Source organism: Flavobacterium sp. KY-23415 (genome assembly GCF_055384985.1).
On sequence record NZ_AP044001.1, the window covers coordinates 2,880,318 to 2,897,303 of the forward strand.

Here is a 16,986-nt window from a genome sequence, read left to right on the forward strand (position 1 = left end):
AAATTGAAAAATCAATGTTTATTATTTCTCAATTTCCTTTAAAGAATCCATTTTCTTAATTTCTAAGAAACCTTTCAAATCTTCAAAATGTTCTTTCACTCTTTTGTTACCAAATTCAAATACTTTCGTAGCCAAACCATCTAAGAAATCACGGTCGTGAGAAACTAGAATTAAGGTCCCGTCAAAATCGCGCAAAGCATCTTTAATAATATCTTTAGTTTTCATATCTAAGTGATTTGAAGGCTCATCTAAGATTAGTAAATTAACAGGTTCTAATAATAATTTAATCATGGCCAAGCGTGTCTTTTCTCCTCCAGAAAGCACTTTAACTTTCTTTTGAATATCATCACCTTGAAACATAAAAGCACCTAAAATATTTTTAATCTGCGTACGAATGTCTCCTACAGCAATACGATCAATGGTTTCAAAAATAGTCGCTTCACCATCTAACAAAGCGGCTTGATTTTGAGCAAAATAACCAATTTGAGCATTATGACCAATTTCAACACTACCACTATCAATACCAATTTCTTTCATTATAGCTTTTATCATGGTCGATTTTCCTTCTCCATTTTTACCCACAAAAGCTACTTTTTGCCCTCTTTCAATAACAATATTAGCATCTTTAAAAATTACTTTATCACCATAACTTTTATGTAAATCTTTAACAATAACCGGATATTGACCCGAACGAACAGAAGGTGGAAATTTCAACTTTAAAGCCGAATTATCTACTTCATCTACTTCAATAGGAACTAATTTTTCTAACATCCTAACCCGAGATTGAACTGCATCTGTTTTAGAAAAAGTACCACGGAAACGATCAATAAATGCTTGGTTGTCTGCGATGAATTTTTGTTGTTCATCATAGGCTTTTTGTTGGTGTACTCTTCTGTCTTTTCTTAATTCTAAATAATGTGAATATTTAGCTTTGTAGTCATAAATACGCCCCATAGTAACTTCAATGGTACGATTCGTGATATTATCTACAAAGGCTCTATCGTGAGAAATTACCATTACTGCTTTGGCTTGGTTTACCAAAAAGTCTTCCAGCCATTGAATACTATCCATATCCAAATGATTTGTAGGCTCATCTAGTAAAATTAAATCAGGTTTTCTTAATAGAATTTTAGCCAATTCAATACGCATTCTCCAACCCCCAGAAAATTCACTTGTAGGACGGTCAAAGTCTTCTCTAGAAAAACCTAACCCTTTTAATACTTTTTCAACTTCGGCATCATAATTCACTTCTTCAATAGCATAAAACTTCTCAGAAAGTTCAGAAACTTTCTCGATTAATTTCATGTAAGCATCACTTTCATAATCGGTTCTAATTGTTAACTGCTCATTGATGTCATCAATCTCTGCTTTCATTTTAAAAATTTCAGCAAATGCTTTAGAGGTTTCTTCTCTAACCGTAGATTGATCATCTGTTAATAAATGCTGTGGTAAATAGGCAATAACTGTTTCCTTCGGAGCAGAAATAGCACCTCTAGTAGGCTTGTTTTCCCCAGCTACAATTTTTAATAAAGTAGATTTTCCCGCTCCATTTTTACCCATAAGGGCAATCTTATCGGTTTCATTAATAGCAAAAGTAACTTCGCTAAAAAGAGTGGTTCCTCCAAATTCTACGGCAATATCGTTTACTGTAATCATTATAAAAAAGTTAAGAGTCGAAAGTTAAAAGTCAAAAAGTTAAAAGTGACACATTGGTTGGTAATTAACTTCTTTTTTAAAGGTGCAAATATAGAGTAATTGTAGAATTATTTAATATTTGATTTTTTAATTATTTCAATAAGTTCATATTGTTTTTCAGAAAGCACATTGTAACCACAATAAATAGGCATTTTGCTTAGGTGTGAATTATATTTAGAATACAAATCTTTATAAAGTTGATATTTTATATAATTGATTACTATCGTTTGATCTAATGCATCTAATTTTTCCTTATCTAATTGTCTTATTTTGTATTCAGAATTTAAAAAGTTAATTTCTTCTATCTTTTGTTTTTGCAAAGCAATCATCTCTTTTTTATCTTTAGTTTTAATCACTTTATAGAGATTCTCTATTTTTCCTTTAATAAGGATTAAAGTGTCAAATTTTCCTGATTTTGTTCCATTATCATCATATTTAGATCTAATTGATTCTTCAATTTTATTACATTCACTTTGATAAAAATTAGATGATTCTATAAGAGTTTCTACTAAAAGGATTGAAACTTTATGTTCTTTTTTTTTACATGAATAAAAAGCAAAAATGATAAAAAGTAATACTATATTTTTCATATAAATTATTTTAAAAAGCACACTGATTATAAAAAGGCTAGAAAATTAGAACACTATAGTTGCTGAAACTTTGAAGGTGCAAATATAAATGAAATATGCTGTTTGAAAACACCTTAATTGTTATTTATTCATCAAGTAAATTATTATTTTCCTGTAAATGCTATTTACTGTAAGTATTCCAATTATGTTTTCATTATATTCAATTGTAATTTTATTTACTAGGAAATACCTTTGCAGAAAATAATTTTAAATAATTAATAAATTTACTAATCTTTAACGTTTGTATTTGGTTGGAGGTTTAAAATCTTAGTATCTTTGGTTGAACATAAAAAAAAACAAAAATGAAAAAAATAGCAGTATTTGCATTTGCTGTAGCTTTGTTTGCTACAAGCTGTAAAAAAGAAGAAAAACAAGAAACTCCAGTTGAAGAAGTGAAAACGGAAGATGTTAGTAGTTTAAAGATAATTACAGATTCTACAAAAGTAAATTGGATTGCATACAAAACTACAGATAAAGTAGCTGTAGGAGGTAGTTTTAAAGAAATAGAATTGAAAAATACACAGACAGGAGAAACACCAGAAGCGGTTTTAGAAGGGGCTACTTTTTCAATTCCTGTGAGTAGTTTGTTTACCAATAATGAAGATAGAGATACTAAATTAAAGACAATTTTTTTCGGTGCATTAAAAAATACTGAATTAATTGGAGGTGTTTTTAATTTTAGAGATGGAAAATGTTTTCTTACGTTAACATTGAACGATGTTACGAAACAATTAGAAGTGCCTTTTGCTTATGAAAATAAAAAATTCAGTATTGATAGCACTATTAATTTAGAAGATTTTGGAGCTCAAACTGCAATACAAGCTATTAATAAAGCTTGTTTTGAATTGCATAAAGGACCAGACGGAGTTAGTAAAACTTGGAGTGAAGTAGCAATTAATGGTTCTGTTCAATTTGAATAATGGTATTAAGACATAAAAAAAAACGTCTCAATTAGAGACGTTTTTTTTATATTTTAATACCTGGAGGAAGCATTTCTTGATACCTTCTGTTTTTTCTAAAAAACTTAATAAGTTTAATATGAGTTGGAACAACCTTCAATTTTCTTTCTTCTGCTAGAGCTAAAACATTTCTAATAAATTTGTCTTGTAACTCCTCATCTTCATTTTCATTTTCACAGAATTTTGTTAAAAAAAGCTTTCTTTCTTGTAAAGAATATTCAATTGATACTAGTCCAGAATCTGTAGTAATTTCAAATTGTCGAAGCAATTCATTATCTTTAATTTCCATTGGTTAATACTTTGAATTAAATTGTAATGTGAAGTTCTTAAAAACACAAACATCAACAAATATAATGTATTAAATTACAGTTTCAAAGAATTTTAACTTTTTGTTAATTTGTTTAAAAAAATGTAAAACTAAATTATTAAATAAAGTAATTGTAATATTTTTATGCAAAATTATTACTTTTAATATTAAAATAAAATGTCTAAAATACCAGTATATTTCATGCCAGGCTTGGCAGCAAGTCCAGTGATTTTTGAAAATATAAAATTACCTGAAGAATTTGAAATTCATTTCTTGGAATGGTTTATTCCAGAAAATAAAGAAACACTTAGTGAGTATGCTTTGCGAATGACAAAAAAAATTCAACATGAAAATCCTGTTTTAGTGGGGGTATCTTTCGGTGGAATATTAGTGCAAGAAATGGCAACACACATTTCTACTAGAAAAACAATTATTATATCGAGTGTGAAAACAAATAAGGAAATGCCAACCCGAATGAAAATTGCAAAAAAAACACTAGCCTATAAATTGATACCTACAAGTTTGTTAGCCAATGTTGAAACACTTGTTAAATATGCTTTTGGAGAAAATATAATTTCTAGTAGATTAAAACTTTATGAGAAATATTTATCTGTTAGAGATAAAAAATATTTGGATTGGGCAATAGAAAGCGTAATTTTATGGTCAAGAACACAACCATCCAAAGATGTGGTTCATATTCATGGAGATGCAGATGAGGTTTTTCCAATACAAAATATTAAAAATGCAATCCAAATTAAAGGAGGAACTCATATAATGATTATCAACAAGTATAAGTGGATTAATGAAAATTTACCTAAAATTATTTTAAATAACGAAAAGAACTAATATTATGAAGAACGGAATTTTAAAAAGAGTTGTTTTGGTAAGCTCTGTAGTAACAATAAGTGCATTTTTTATTCATGCAACTACAAAAACGAACGCAAACTCGGAAACAAAAGAAGATGCAATCCATGTTGACTATCCTCTTCAAATGAATTTTGCAAATGAAGAAGTGCCAACCTATATGGCAGATGTTGAAGAGCGATTAGATAGGGAAATGATTACCAATATGAACTATCATACGAACACAATATTAGTTATAAAAAGAGCCAATAAAGTTTTTCCTGTCATTGAGCCTATTTTAGCTAAAAACGGAATTCCAGACGATTTCAAATATTTGGCAGTTATAGAAAGTAGTTTAGTGAATGCGGTTTCGCCCGCTGGAGCAAGAGGTGTTTGGCAATTTATGCCTGCTACTGCGAAAGAAAAAGGAATGGAAGTGAACGAATATGTAGATGAGCGATATCATTTGGAAAAATCAACAGAGGCAGCTTGTGATTATTTAAAAAGTGCTTATGCAAAATTTGGAAACTGGACGTTAGCAGCTGCTTCCTATAACGGAGGTATGGCAGGTGTTTCTCGACAGCTAGAATCCCAAAAAGTGAATAGTTATTATGATGTGTTGTTAACAGAAGAAACAGCACGCTATGTTTATCGTATCTTGGCTTTAAAAGAGATTATGTTGAATCCAAAAAAGTATGGCTTTGATATTCCGCAAAATGCATTGTATAAAGAAGTACCAGTGAAAAAAATAGAAGTAGATACGACAATTAATGATTTGGCAGATTTTGCAATTTCGCAAGGAATTAATTATAAAATTTTAAAAATCCATAACCAATGGTTAAGAGATAGAAAATTACCCAATAAATCAGGAAAGAAATATGAAATTGAAATTCCAACAGCTGGATACTCGAAATAATGAAAAAAATGACAATACAAACAATTTTAGCGCTTATATTAATTGGTTTACTAGCTGGTTTGTTGAGTGGGTTAGTGGGTGTAGGAGGTGGAGTAGTAATGGTTCCTTTGTTAATCCTTTTTCTTGGATTAAATCAACATCAAGCACAAGGAACAAGTTTGGCAGTGTTAGCAGTTCCTGTTACATTGTTGGCGGCATATAATTATCATAAAGAAGGTTATTTAGATTGGAGATATGCTGGAATAATAGCTTTGTTTTTTGTTATTGGTGGAGTAGTTGGGAGTAAAATTGCTATTTCCTTAGATCAAAAAATGTTAAAAAAAGTTTTTGGAGTGATACTTTTAGTAATTGCAGGAAAAATGCTATTAAGTAAATAAGATTAAAATCTGAGGTAATGAAAAAGCCCCAATTTGAGAGAATTGGGGCTTTTTTACCTTTGCTTTTAAGAATTTGCCTACTTACAGGCAAAGGTGTATAGTTGAATAATTTTAAAGTTATATCAAATATATAAAAGTGAATAATCAATAAAAAAAATAGCCGATAACTAGCCTACAAATTCGTTAAAATTAAGAGTCATTACAAGTAATCTATGAAATTTTAACTTTAATCGATGTGTTAGATTTTCTTCATTTGATCCTTCATCATTTTGATTTGATCTTTAAGCATTCCGTGTTTATCTAATTTTTTAGCTTCAGTTAATAACTTGTTAGCTTCGATTTTTCTTCTTCTTGTCATCGCAATACCTGCCAGTTGTAGTTTAGCTAATGCTAAATCTTGATCCATAGACAATCCTAATTCAATGGCTCTTTTGAAAAATTTCTCTGCTTGAGTTAAATTGGTTTGAGATAACATAATACCATTTAAATAATTATAGTATCCTTGTTGTTTTCGAACCAAAGCTGTTTCTGGATTAGTAATTTTGTCTAACCATTTTTTGGCTCCATCCATATCTTGTTTTCTTAGCTTTAAAAAAGCTAATAAAATCATTTCATTTTTAAAATATAAGAAAATGAAAATAGTTGAAAATAACAATAAAAAAATACCATTCCCTATATTATTCTCTGTAAATTGGTATATTGCAAAAGCAACTATTAAACCTGTTAACCCTAACTTAATATTTTTGTTGAACATAATTATTTTTTTAAGTGATGCAAAGGTAATAAAATCAATTAAAAATATTTTTAAAAAAGTACTTGTAATTGAAAAAAGACTTTGTATATTTGCACTCGGTTTTCAAGAAGCGAAAATCAATTGAGATAAAAAAGAGATTTTAAATTATAGATTTTAAAAATACAAGTAATGAGCAAAAGAACGTTTCAACCATCGAAAAGAAAAAGAAGAAATAAGCACGGATTTATGGACAGAATGTCTTCTCCGAATGGAAGAAAAGTCCTTGCACGTAGAAGAGCTAAAGGAAGACATAAATTGACTGTTTCTAGCGAACCAAGACATAAAAAATAATGATTAGTTTTTAATCATAATAGAGCCGTTACTTTTATTAGTAGCGGCTTTTTTTTAAACTTGTTCACAAAATTTAATAAATAAGTAGTTCACAAAGTTTAAAAATTAAAACAAACGAACTACTTTTGAAGATACAACTACAACAATCACAACTACTTATATAAAATGCCAAAAGACAATTCAATTAAATCGGTTTTAATTATAGGTTCAGGTCCAATCGTAATTGGACAAGCCTGTGAATTTGATTATGCAGGATCTCAATCTGCACGCTCTCTTAGAGAAGAAGGAATAGAAGTTATTTTGATTAACTCTAATCCTGCTACTATCATGACAGATCCAACAATGGCAGATCATGTATATTTAAAACCGCTTACGACAAAATCACTAATTGAAATTTTAAAAGAACATCCTCAAATTGATGCGGTACTTCCAACTATGGGAGGACAAACTGCTTTGAATTTATGTTTAGAAGCAGATGAAAAAGGAATTTGGGAAGACTTTAATGTTAAAATGATTGGTGTCGATGTAAACGCAATCAATATTACAGAAGATAGAGAACAATTCAAACAACTTCTAGTAAAATTAGGAGTGGGTGCAGCACCTGCAAAAACTGCCAATTCTTTCTTGAAAGGGAAAGAAATTGCACAAGAATTTGGTTTTCCTTTAGTAATTCGTCCATCTTTCACACTTGGAGGAACTGGGGCTGCTTTTGTGCATACTGCAGAAGAGTTTGATGAAAAACTATCGTATGGTTTAGAAATGTCTCCAATTCACGAAGTACTAATTGATAAAGCGCTTTTGGGTTGGAAAGAATATGAATTAGAATTATTAAGAGATAAAAACGATAACGTAGTTATTATATGTACTATTGAAAATATGGATCCAATGGGAATTCATACAGGAGATAGTATTACTGTGGCTCCAGCCATGACACTTTCTGATACTACTTTTCAAAGAATGAGAGATATGGCGATCTTAATGATGCGTTCTATCGGAAACTTTGCAGGTGGTTGTAACGTGCAGTTTGCTGTGTCTCCAGATGAAAAAGAAGATATTGTTGCCATAGAAATTAACCCTCGTGTGTCTCGTTCTTCTGCACTAGCGTCTAAAGCTACAGGTTATCCAATTGCTAAGATTGCTAGTAAATTAGCATTAGGTTATACGCTTGATGAACTCCAAAATCAAATTACAAAATCTACTTCGGCTTTGTTTGAACCAACACTAGATTATGTAATCGTAAAAATACCACGTTGGAATTTTGATAAATTTGAAGGTGCTGATAGAACATTAGGACTTCAAATGAAATCCGTAGGGGAAGTAATGGGAATTGGTCGTTCGTTCCAGGAAGCATTGCATAAAGCAACACAGTCCTTAGAAATTAAGCGTAACGGTTTAGGAGCTGATGGAAAAGGGTTTAAAAATTATGATCAAATTATTGAAAAATTAACCAATGCAAGTTGGGACAGAGTTTTTGTAATTTATGATGCTATTGCCATGGGAATTCCATTGAGCCGTATTCATGAAATTACAAAAATTGACATGTGGTTCTTAAAACAATATGAAGAGCTATTTGCTTTAGAAAAGGAGATTTCAAATTATAAGGTTGACACATTACCTAGAGAATTGCTTCTTGAAGCCAAACAAAAAGGCTATGGTGACCGACAAATTGCTCACATGATGGGGTGTTTGGAAAGTCAAGTATATAAATTAAGAGAAGAACAAAATATTAACAGAGTTTATAAATTGGTAGATACTTGTGCGGCAGAATTTAAAGCACAAACACCTTATTATTACTCTACTTTTGAAGCTGAAATTGAAAAAACAGACGGAACAAGATATGTGCACAACGAAAGTATTGTTACCGATAGAAAGAAAATTATTGTTTTAGGTTCTGGACCTAATAGAATTGGACAAGGAATTGAATTCGATTATTCTTGTGTGCATGGTGTTTTAGCAGCCAAAGAATGTGGCTATGAAACAATCATGATTAACTGTAATCCTGAAACGGTTTCAACCGATTTTGATACGGCTGATAAGTTATATTTCGAACCTGTTTTTTGGGAACACATTTACGATATCATTCGTCATGAAAAACCAGAAGGAGTAATTGTACAATTGGGAGGACAAACGGCTTTAAAATTAGCGGAAAAATTATCGAAACATGGTGTGAAAATTATTGGAACTTCTTTTGAAGCTTTAGATTTAGCAGAAGATAGAGGACGTTTCTCTGATTTGTTGACCGAACTAGAAATTCCTTTCCCTAAGTTTGGAATTGCTGAAAGTGCAGAGGAAGCTTCAATTTTGGCAGACTCATTAGATTTTCCTTTATTAGTGCGTCCTTCTTATGTGTTAGGAGGTCAAGGAATGAAAATTGTAATTAATAAACAAGAGTTAGAAGAACATGTAATTGATTTATTAAAATCGATTCCTGGAAATAAATTATTATTAGATCATTATTTAGACGGTGCTATCGAAGCTGAAGCAGATGCCATTTGCGATGCCGATGGAAATGTTTATATTATAGGGATCATGGAGCATATTGAACCTTGTGGTGTGCACTCAGGAGATAGTAATGCAACATTACCACCATTTAATTTGGGTGAGTTTGTAATGCACCAAATCAAAGAGCATACACATAAAATTGCACGCGCTCTTAAAACCGTTGGATTAATCAATATCCAGTTTGCAATTAAAGACGATACAGTATATATCATTGAAGCCAACCCGAGAGCGTCTCGTACGGTTCCTTTTATTGCGAAAGCCTACGGAGAGCCTTATGTAAATTATGCTACGAAAGTAATGTTAGGACACAACAAAGTAACCGACTTTACTTTTAACCCACAATTAAAAGGATATGCAATTAAGCAACCAGTTTTCTCTTTTAGTAAGTTCAAAAACGTAAACAAAGCCTTAGGACCAGAAATGAAATCGACTGGAGAAAGCATCTTGTTTATAGACGATTTAAAAGACGATCAGTTTTACGAGTTGTATTCTAGAAGAAAAATGTATTTGAGTAAATAGAAATAGGAATCCCAATCGAAAGATTGGGATTTTTTAGTTAACAAAATTTTGATTATATTCTAAATTTAATCTATTTGTTTTATTAATTCCATTGTTTCTTCTAATGTAGATGCTTTAGTACTATTCTCAACTTCATCAATTATAAAATTTTTAGGTAAATTTTTAGAATATAAAATTTTTACTTTACTTCCTTTTTCAGGTAGTTGTATTAAGCCTAAATTTGAGTTGTGCTCTGAAATAATTTTTTCACCATTTACTATATATTCAACTTTAACTTTAGTGAATACATCCTTTTTAATTTTTAATTTTTGTTCTAATTGGTATTTATCTAAAATAATTCCATCAGTTTTTTTAGAGTTGTATTTTAGATCGTTTTCGACTCTATCTTTTTCATTCATTGTAAAATAAAAAGTGAATCCGATAATAGAAAAAGTAGTTATGAAAATTAATAAAACAACTCCCGCTATGTTTTCAGAGGAATTTATAATTTTTTTTATTCGACTTATACTATATATGTTTGTTAATGTACATATTGACAAAATTGAAATAATTATTGAAAAGAAAAAAGAAAGTATAATTGGAGATTTTTCATAAAACTTTAAGGGAATTAGATATTTAAAGATTATGAAAAATGCTATTGTTATAATTGAAGCAATTATTCTTTTTGTATTCATGATTTTTTTCACTAAGTTAAATAAATTAAAATTATTTGATTTTTAAGCCATATAAATATTTAGGATTACATAAAGAAGTTTTGTTTATTTTAATTGTATAGAATTTATTATTTCATACTCTAAAAACTTCTTTTTTGTTTTCAGTTATTTCGTTTTTATTTTAAAAGAGCAAAAATATTACCTTTTTTTTAAAAAAAAACAATTATGAATGATGAATTCTGCGTTTTCTTTAAAGTATTTTTCTTTGATGTAACTCCTTTTTGTTTTGAAAAAAGCTTCCTGTTTTCGTTCGTTTCTTCATTTATAAATAATTATATTCTATTAATTTTTTTTCACCATTAATGCATTAAGTTTTAGTAAGGGTTTTGCTTAATTACCTTAATCTCTCTAATGGTTTATTTTTATTATTAAAAATCTTGTCTGCCAATTATAGTAATAATTTCAATTGTATCGGCTTTGATGTTGTAGTAGATAGTGTCAACTCCGCAAACACAATAACGTTCTACATTTTTATAAGTTGTTACAATAGGAAAAAGAAAAGGATTAGATGCAATTTTGTTAAAACAGTCGAATAGCATCTCATAATATTTGTTTGCTTGTTGCAAGCCAAATCTTCCTAAACCATATTCAAAAATTCTGAGAATATCATCTTCTGCTTCAAAAGATAGTTTGTAATTAAACATTTAAACGACTTTTTATCTCGGCTAAAAGTTCTTCTTTTGTTTTTGTACTGAAACCACTTTTTAAACCTTTGTTAATTTTTGCTTGCACAAATTCGTGATACGCTTCTCGTTCACGTGCTTGTTTAATCAAATAATTTACGGCTTCACTTTTGCTTGTAAATTCTTCTTTAGCTACTTGTTCTTTTAACCATTCATCATTTTGATTGGCTAATGTGATACTTTGTCTTGACATAAGAAAATTATTTAGTGGTGCAAATTTACACCATATAAAATTAATGAAAAAATTTGCTTTTCTAATGCATTTAGAGCAAAATTTTTTCTTCAAAAATTAAATAGAACGCTCCGAAGTCAATAAAATTCTTAGCTTGAGAATTTATGTAGCTATTTTAATTAGCTGGTTTACCTTAAAGTTTATAAGTCTAAAAATCCTAAAACTCCATTCAATTCCATAATTTTGTAGTGCATTACGTAATTAAGCTTCCAAATCACATATTATGAGTAATACATTTTCTAAAAGCAGTCAAATTGGAATGGTATCGAGTTTCGAGGAACTGGTACAAACCAATTTTGTGGGTGAAATGAATGCTTTGTGTTGGCACAGAAACTTGGAAGGCGATTTTAAAGAAATTGTTGCTCAATTGCAATTAAAAGAAAATATAACAGTAGTTCATCCTAAAGATCTTTTAGCACTTCAACTATCAGAAAAAGGAAATATAGCGAGAAGCATTATTCTCAATGACTTTCAATTATTAGCAAATTATGGAGCTTCACCAACGCTTAATTTACTAAAATGCTATGAGCGTGATGATGAATTTGATTTCATAGCCACGGATGTGTATTCGTATCACGTGGATCGTTCTCCCATTGCTACAGATACTTTTTTGTGTACCTACTATGGAGCAACAAGTGATATTATTTCTAATGCAGAAGTGCGTCAAAAAATTCTAATTCCAGAAATTCGAGAAAAACTCAACCAATTATATGATGGCCCTGAGGAGGAATTTGACAATTTTTTAAGTGAAAATTATTTTGATTTGCATTATGAAGCGCAACCTAATGCATTGCCCATTCCTTTAGGGCTTGGACATCTTTGTCGTTTAGCTGTTGACCATCCAGAACAGCAAGTGCTACCTTGCGTTCACAGAGCACCCATGGAAAACGAGGGTGAATATCGGTTGTTATTGATTTGCTAAAAATAGCTTATGATTGGTAGTGAACGTTAATTTGGGTCTAATGTTTCGTTTATTTTAAAATTATAAACTCAAGCAAAACACGCGATTCCTTTCCCTATTTAGATTGCTTTATGGCAAGTTGTTAAATAACAAGGTGCTTTTTGTATATTTGAGATTGTAAAACAAATAACATGAAAATTAAATTCTTAGTGATACTTGTGTGCAATGTACTTATTGGTTACAGTCAGAGCAAAATTGCATCAATAATTCCAAAGCCGCTTCATCAAGAAATAACAAATGAATATTTCACTTTAAATAATAAAACCAACCTATATAGTACAGCCAAAACAACTTTTGAAAGCGATTTTTTGAAAGAATCATTACTAAAACAAACAGGGATTTCAGTAATTCCAAAATCAAAAAATAAAAACAACAATGCGATTATTTTGAATTTAATTGATTCAAACGATCAATTTGAAACAGAGGAAGCTTATTCCTTAGAAATTAATCAGAGTAAAATAGTCATAACAGCCATAAGTAATAAAGGGATTTTTTATGGAATACAAAGTTTGTTACAATTAATCCCATTTGAGTCAAGAAAAGAAATACAATTACAAGGAGTAAAAATAAAAGATACACCAAAGTTTCCTTGGAGAGGAATGCATTTAGATGTTTGCAGGCATTTTTTCTCAACTGATTTTGTGAAAAAATATATAGATTATTTGGCTTTCTTAAAGTTGAACACTTTTCATTGGCATTTAACAGAAGATCAAGGATGGCGAATTGAAATAAAAAAATATCCAAAATTAACAGAGATTGGTGCTTGGAGAAAAGGGACAATGATTGGAGCTTATAGTGAACAAAAATTTGATACTATACGATATGGAGGATTTTATACACAAGAAGAGATAAAAGAAGTAGTAGCTTATGCAAAGCAACGACATATTACTGTTATTCCAGAAATAGAAATGCCAGGTCATGCTTTGGCAGCATTAGCGGCTTATCCTGAATTATCGTGTACTAGTAGTCCTTTTGAAGTTGCACAAAAATGGGGTGTTTTTGATGATGTGTACTGTCCAAAAGAAGAAACATTTGTTTTCTTGCAAAACGTTTTGGATGAAGTACTAGAACTTTTTCCCTCTGAATACATTCATATTGGAGGAGATGAATGTCCAAAGACAAGATGGAAAACATGTAATCATTGTCAAAATCTAATGAAGAAAGAAGGACTAAAAGATGAAAATGAATTGCAACGCTATTTTATAACCCGAATTGAAAAATACTTAAATAGTAAAGGACGACAAATTATTGGTTGGGATGAAATTTTAGAAGGAGGATTAGCACCTAATGCAGCGGTTATGAGTTGGAGAGGCACAGAAGGAGGAATTGAAGCAGCAAAACAGAAACATAATGTTGTGATGTCTCCAGGTGGGTATTGTTATTTTGATCATTATCAAGGAAATCCCAAAAACGAACCTTTAGCAATTGGTGGGCATACCACATTAGAAAAAGTATATAGCTTTAATCCCATACCAGAAGAATTATCAAAAGGAGATGAAAAATATATTTTAGGAGCTCAAGCAAATGTGTGGACAGAATATATATTAAATGAAAAACATGTAGAATATATGGTTTTTCCCAGAATTTTAGCCTTATCAGAAGTAGTTTGGGGTACATCCGACAAGGGGAAATATGATCAATTTGCAGAGCGAGTGATTGCTTTTTTTCCAAGATTGGAAAAAATGGGAATAAACTATAGCAAAGCACTCTATGAAGTAATTGCTGAAACAAATATCCAAGAGCAAAAATTGTTTGTAACATTACAATCGAGCAAAATAGATAATATAAGATATACACTTGATGGTTCAGAACCTAATGCTTTTAGTGAATTGTATCAAAAACCGATAGAGATTAAAAAAAATTGTACAGTAAAAGCAGCTTATTTTGAAGAGGCGGAACAGAAAAGTGTAACGTTTGTACAAGATTTTTATGTTTCAAAAGCTACAGCAAAAACAATTAAACTATCAGAAGAACCTAGTACAAGCTATTATGAACAAGGAGCAAAGACATTAGTTAATGGTATCATTGGTGATCCATTGAAATATAAAAATGATTGGTTAGGGTTTTCAGGAAAAGACGTAAATGCCATTATTGATTTGAACAAACAAGAGAACATAGGAAAAGTTACAATTCAATTTTTTGAGAGCAGACCAAATTGGATTTATTACCCTGAGAGCGTTACTGTGTACTTATCGGATGATGGAGAAAATTTTAGAGAAAGTAGAAATTGTACTATAGATTATATTCGTCAAACTGAAGGTAAATTAGCGTTAGAATTTGAAACATCTAAAGCTAGATTTGTAAAAGTCATAGCTAAAAATTTTGGAAAAATACCTGTTGGTGAAGCCGGAGAAGGTAAAAATTCTTGGTTGTTTGTAGATGAAATAAGAATAGATTAATATTAAAAATGTAAATAAAAGTTCTGTTTATAAAGAGAGTGAAATATTAAAGTCTTATAAAATGGAATTTTAACTGTCATAATTTCAATTTTTGTACGGATGAAAAACAATAGAAGAAGTTTTTTAAAAAAATCTGCACTAGCTATGGCTGGGCTAAGCATGAGTTCTTTTCAACATAATGAAGAGAAAATGATGGTTACCAATAAGAATAAAAAAACTAAAAAACCAGTTGTCTTGTCCACTTGGCAATTTGGAATTCAAGCCAATGAAGCCGCTTGGCAAGTTCTAAGTAAAAAAGGAAATGCTTTAGACGCAGTAGAAGCAGGTGTTAAAATACCTGAAGGAGATCCTAGTGAAAGAAGTGTTGGTTATGGAGGAAGACCCGATAGAGATGGAAGAATAACGCTGGATGCTTGTATTATGGATGCATTCTCAAATATAGGTTCTGTTGCGTGTTTAGAGCATATAAAACATCCTATATCCGTTGCACGAGCTGTTATGGAAAAAACACCACATGTAATGTTAGTTGGTGAGGGAGCATTGCAGTTTGCCTTAAGCCAAGGTTTTGAAAAAGAAAATTTGATGGTTGAAGCTTCTGAAAATGAATGGAAAGAATGGCTAAAAAGTAGTAAATATCAACCAATAGTAAATATTGAAAATCACGATACCATAGGGATGATTGCCTTAGATGAACACGGAAATTTATCAGGAGCATGCACAACAAGTGGAATGGCTTATAAAATGCATGGACGAGTTGGAGATTCGCCCATTATTGGTGCAGGATTGTATGTAGATAATGAAATAGGAGCAGCTACAGCCACAGGTCATGGAGAAGAAGTCATTCGTATTGCAGGTTGTCATTTAGTTGTAGAATTAATGCGTCAAGGGCGTTCACCGCAAAAAGCGTGTGAAGAAGCAGTAATGCGAATAGTGAAATTGACTCAAAATAGAAATAAAAGTCTAAAAGACATTCAAGTAGGGTTTATTGCTTTAAATAAGAGAGGTGAACATGGCTCCTATTGTATCCAAGGAGGTTTTAATTATGCTATTCATGATCATTCTGGAAACCGATTGATTGATGCTGATTTTTATTTGAAGTAGAATATCATAAAATAAATGAAAAAAATAGAAATAGCTTGTTTCAACGAAGCATCTGCCCTAATTGCATCAAAAGCAGGAGCAGATAGAATTGAATTGTGTGAAGGATATAAAATTGGTGGAATTACACCTCAATTAGATCTTGTTAAAAGAGTAAGAGGAGTAATTAAAAACGAACTTAATGTAATGATTAGACCAACGCATGAAAGTTTCAATTACTCAAGTATAGATTTTTTATTGATGCAAGAATCTATAAAAGAGATGAAGAAAATTGGAGTAGACGGTTTTGTTTTTGGTGTTTTAACAAATGAAAACAAGATAGATGTTGAGCGAAACAAAATTTTAATTGAGTTAGCCAGTCCTTTACCGTGCACTTTTCATAGAGCTTTTGATAGTATTGAAAATAAAAGAGAAGCATTACAGATACTAAAAGAAATAGGTTTTGCAACGGTGCTTACTTCTGGTGAAACAACTAATGCAATAGAAGGAAAAGAAATATTGAAAGATCTAGTTCATTGGGCAACTAATGACATAATTGTTATGCCTGGTGGAGGTATTCGTTCCACTAATATTCAATTTTTAGACAACCAAATAAAAGCAAAATATTATCATAGTGCTGCATTAAAAGATGGAAAGGAAACAGTTGATTTTGATGAGGTTATTCGTCTTAAAGAATATTTGACATTAGCATAAGAGTTCAAAGTGAAAATTGAAATACTTATTGAAAATAAAAAATCGTACTATTTTAAATATAACGGTCTCGGCTATGAATAGTTGGGGATTAATCCTCAACCAGTTCTTAACTATATTTGAAAAAAGGGTTCAACTTTAATTAAAAAGTCAAACCCCATTATTATAACTTATACACTTTTTAGGATAGTATCCCAAAGGAAAGTGAAGTTTAAATATGTTTTTAATATTTTTAGTGTTTGATATGGTACCCGTCAAATTATCCCCAAAAAAAAAGTAAACCCCGTTTTCAAGGTTTTTTACTCAAAAAAAAGGGGTTAAATTCAGAAGTAAGGAAGCTTTAAGCTTTTATTTTATTGATAAATTTTATTCGTGAATG

Annotated in this window: 17 protein-coding genes; 10 read left to right on the forward strand and 7 right to left on the reverse strand. The window is 30.5% G+C overall.

Annotated features, from left to right (window positions below; all coding sequences use genetic code 11):
* Window positions 1-21: 21 nt before the first annotated feature.
* A complete protein-coding gene (locus ACZ49Z_RS12595) occupies window positions 22-1,656 on the reverse strand; it encodes an ABC-F family ATP-binding cassette domain-containing protein (RefSeq protein ID WP_464304660.1) in 1,635 nt (544 codons plus the stop codon).
* Window positions 1,657-1,763: 107 nt separating this feature from the next.
* Complete coding sequence (locus tag ACZ49Z_RS12600) at window positions 1,764-2,285, reverse strand: hypothetical protein (protein WP_464304661.1); 522 nt, start codon at window positions 2,283-2,285, stop codon at window positions 1,764-1,766.
* A 341-nt stretch (window positions 2,286-2,626) separates the two neighbouring features.
* On the opposite strand from ACZ49Z_RS12600, the gene ACZ49Z_RS12605 reads away from it, so the two are divergent.
* Window positions 2,627-3,244, forward strand: coding sequence for a YceI family protein (locus ACZ49Z_RS12605; protein ID WP_464304662.1), 618 nt, complete (start codon window positions 2,627-2,629; stop codon window positions 3,242-3,244).
* A 46-nt stretch (window positions 3,245-3,290) separates the two neighbouring features.
* Here the strand turns inward: ACZ49Z_RS12605 and ACZ49Z_RS12610 are convergent, their stop codons facing one another.
* Window positions 3,291-3,572, reverse strand: coding sequence for a GNAT family N-acetyltransferase (locus ACZ49Z_RS12610; RefSeq protein WP_464304663.1), 282 nt, complete (start codon window positions 3,570-3,572; stop codon window positions 3,291-3,293).
* A gap of 195 nt (window positions 3,573-3,767) precedes the next feature.
* On the opposite strand from ACZ49Z_RS12610, the gene ACZ49Z_RS12615 reads away from it, so the two are divergent.
* The 3 genes from ACZ49Z_RS12615 to ACZ49Z_RS12625 are packed head-to-tail and all read left to right on the forward strand — an operon-like array spanning window position 3,768 to window position 5,726.
* The gene (locus tag ACZ49Z_RS12615; RefSeq protein WP_464304664.1) at window positions 3,768-4,436 is read left to right on the forward strand and encodes an alpha/beta hydrolase; all 669 of its coding nucleotides are present in this window, start codon (window positions 3,768-3,770) and stop codon (window positions 4,434-4,436) included.
* A 4-nt stretch (window positions 4,437-4,440) separates the two neighbouring features.
* Window positions 4,441-5,349, forward strand: a complete 909-nt coding sequence (locus ACZ49Z_RS12620; protein ID WP_464304665.1) for a lytic transglycosylase domain-containing protein — start codon at window positions 4,441-4,443, stop codon at window positions 5,347-5,349.
* Window positions 5,350-5,357: 8 nt separating this feature from the next.
* On the forward strand, window positions 5,358-5,726 hold the full coding sequence (locus ACZ49Z_RS12625) for a sulfite exporter TauE/SafE family protein (RefSeq protein WP_464304666.1): 369 nt from the start codon (window positions 5,358-5,360) through the stop codon (window positions 5,724-5,726).
* 238 nt (window positions 5,727-5,964) lie between these two features.
* Here ACZ49Z_RS12625 and ACZ49Z_RS12630 read toward each other — a convergent pair whose 3' ends face one another.
* A complete protein-coding gene (locus ACZ49Z_RS12630; RefSeq protein WP_464304667.1) occupies window positions 5,965-6,480 on the reverse strand; it encodes a DUF2892 domain-containing protein in 516 nt (171 codons plus the stop codon).
* A 168-nt stretch (window positions 6,481-6,648) separates the two neighbouring features.
* On the opposite strand from ACZ49Z_RS12630, the gene rpmH reads away from it, so the two are divergent.
* Together rpmH and carB are read left to right on the forward strand one after the other, a co-directional pair.
* Window positions 6,649-6,810, forward strand: a complete 162-nt coding sequence (gene rpmH / locus ACZ49Z_RS12635; RefSeq protein ID WP_057669770.1) for a 50S ribosomal protein L34 — start codon at window positions 6,649-6,651, stop codon at window positions 6,808-6,810.
* A 165-nt stretch (window positions 6,811-6,975) separates the two neighbouring features.
* A complete protein-coding gene (carB, locus tag ACZ49Z_RS12640) occupies window positions 6,976-9,831 on the forward strand; it encodes a carbamoyl-phosphate synthase large subunit (protein ID WP_464304668.1) in 2,856 nt (951 codons plus the stop codon).
* Between the two features lie 65 nt (window positions 9,832-9,896).
* Here carB and ACZ49Z_RS12645 read toward each other — a convergent pair whose 3' ends face one another.
* The 3 genes from ACZ49Z_RS12645 to ACZ49Z_RS12655 all read right to left on the reverse strand — a co-directional run bounded on the left by ACZ49Z_RS12645 (window position 9,897) and on the right by ACZ49Z_RS12655 (window position 11,420).
* Window positions 9,897-10,505 (reverse strand): hypothetical protein, encoded by a 609-nt coding sequence (locus ACZ49Z_RS12645; RefSeq protein WP_464304669.1) that lies wholly within the window; start codon window positions 10,503-10,505, stop codon window positions 9,897-9,899.
* Window positions 10,506-10,912: 407 nt separating this feature from the next.
* A complete protein-coding gene (locus tag ACZ49Z_RS12650; protein WP_464304670.1) occupies window positions 10,913-11,188 on the reverse strand; it encodes a type II toxin-antitoxin system RelE/ParE family toxin in 276 nt (91 codons plus the stop codon).
* Window positions 11,181-11,420 (reverse strand): ribbon-helix-helix domain-containing protein, encoded by a 240-nt coding sequence (locus ACZ49Z_RS12655; RefSeq protein ID WP_464304671.1) that lies wholly within the window; start codon window positions 11,418-11,420, stop codon window positions 11,181-11,183. The genes ACZ49Z_RS12650 and ACZ49Z_RS12655 overlap by 8 nt, the downstream gene beginning before the upstream one ends.
* A gap of 262 nt (window positions 11,421-11,682) precedes the next feature.
* On the opposite strand from ACZ49Z_RS12655, the gene ACZ49Z_RS12660 reads away from it, so the two are divergent.
* The 4 genes from ACZ49Z_RS12660 (at window position 11,683) to ACZ49Z_RS12675 (ending at window position 16,610) form a co-directional block, all read left to right on the forward strand.
* Window positions 11,683-12,381 (forward strand): DUF1826 domain-containing protein, encoded by a 699-nt coding sequence (locus tag ACZ49Z_RS12660; protein WP_464304672.1) that lies wholly within the window; start codon window positions 11,683-11,685, stop codon window positions 12,379-12,381.
* Between the two features lie 170 nt (window positions 12,382-12,551).
* Window positions 12,552-14,819, forward strand: coding sequence for a glycoside hydrolase family 20 protein (locus ACZ49Z_RS12665; RefSeq protein WP_464304673.1), 2,268 nt, complete (start codon window positions 12,552-12,554; stop codon window positions 14,817-14,819).
* 99 nt (window positions 14,820-14,918) lie between these two features.
* Complete coding sequence (locus tag ACZ49Z_RS12670; RefSeq protein ID WP_464304674.1) at window positions 14,919-15,920, forward strand: isoaspartyl peptidase/L-asparaginase family protein; 1,002 nt, start codon at window positions 14,919-14,921, stop codon at window positions 15,918-15,920.
* A gap of 15 nt (window positions 15,921-15,935) precedes the next feature.
* Window positions 15,936-16,610 carry a copper homeostasis protein CutC gene (locus ACZ49Z_RS12675; RefSeq protein ID WP_464304675.1) on the forward strand — a complete coding sequence of 225 codons (675 nt, stop codon included), beginning with the start codon at window positions 15,936-15,938 and terminating at the stop codon, window positions 16,608-16,610.
* The last annotated feature ends 376 nt before the right edge of the window (window positions 16,611-16,986 follow it).

What these genes read in the sequence shown, in the direction of transcription:
- ACZ49Z_RS12600 (WP_464304661.1), bottom strand. Translation starts at nt 2,285, where the DNA reads ATGAAAAATATAGTATTACTTTTTATCATTTTTGCTTTTTATTCATGT.
- ACZ49Z_RS12645 (WP_464304669.1), bottom strand. Translation starts at nt 10,505, where the DNA reads ATGAATACAAAAAGAATAATTGCTTCAATTATAACAATAGCATTTTTC.
- ACZ49Z_RS12670 (WP_464304674.1), top strand. Translation starts at nt 14,919, where the DNA reads ATGAAAAACAATAGAAGAAGTTTTTTAAAAAAATCTGCACTAGCTATG.
- ACZ49Z_RS12595 (WP_464304660.1), bottom strand. Translation starts at nt 1,656, where the DNA reads ATGATTACAGTAAACGATATTGCCGTAGAATTTGGAGGAACCACTCTT.
- ACZ49Z_RS12615 (WP_464304664.1), top strand. Translation starts at nt 3,768, where the DNA reads ATGTCTAAAATACCAGTATATTTCATGCCAGGCTTGGCAGCAAGTCCA.
- ACZ49Z_RS12655 (WP_464304671.1), bottom strand. Translation starts at nt 11,420, where the DNA reads ATGTCAAGACAAAGTATCACATTAGCCAATCAAAATGATGAATGGTTA.
- rpmH (WP_057669770.1), top strand. Translation starts at nt 6,649, where the DNA reads ATGAGCAAAAGAACGTTTCAACCATCGAAAAGAAAAAGAAGAAATAAG.
- ACZ49Z_RS12605 (WP_464304662.1), top strand. Translation starts at nt 2,627, where the DNA reads ATGAAAAAAATAGCAGTATTTGCATTTGCTGTAGCTTTGTTTGCTACA.
- ACZ49Z_RS12620 (WP_464304665.1), top strand. Translation starts at nt 4,441, where the DNA reads ATGAAGAACGGAATTTTAAAAAGAGTTGTTTTGGTAAGCTCTGTAGTA.
- ACZ49Z_RS12610 (WP_464304663.1), bottom strand. Translation starts at nt 3,572, where the DNA reads ATGGAAATTAAAGATAATGAATTGCTTCGACAATTTGAAATTACTACA.
- ACZ49Z_RS12650 (WP_464304670.1), bottom strand. Translation starts at nt 11,188, where the DNA reads ATGTTTAATTACAAACTATCTTTTGAAGCAGAAGATGATATTCTCAGA.
- ACZ49Z_RS12675 (WP_464304675.1), top strand. Translation starts at nt 15,936, where the DNA reads ATGAAAAAAATAGAAATAGCTTGTTTCAACGAAGCATCTGCCCTAATT.
- ACZ49Z_RS12665 (WP_464304673.1), top strand. Translation starts at nt 12,552, where the DNA reads ATGAAAATTAAATTCTTAGTGATACTTGTGTGCAATGTACTTATTGGT.
- carB (WP_464304668.1), top strand. Translation starts at nt 6,976, where the DNA reads ATGCCAAAAGACAATTCAATTAAATCGGTTTTAATTATAGGTTCAGGT.
- ACZ49Z_RS12660 (WP_464304672.1), top strand. Translation starts at nt 11,683, where the DNA reads ATGAGTAATACATTTTCTAAAAGCAGTCAAATTGGAATGGTATCGAGT.
- ACZ49Z_RS12630 (WP_464304667.1), bottom strand. Translation starts at nt 6,480, where the DNA reads ATGTTCAACAAAAATATTAAGTTAGGGTTAACAGGTTTAATAGTTGCT.
- ACZ49Z_RS12625 (WP_464304666.1), top strand. Translation starts at nt 5,358, where the DNA reads ATGACAATACAAACAATTTTAGCGCTTATATTAATTGGTTTACTAGCT.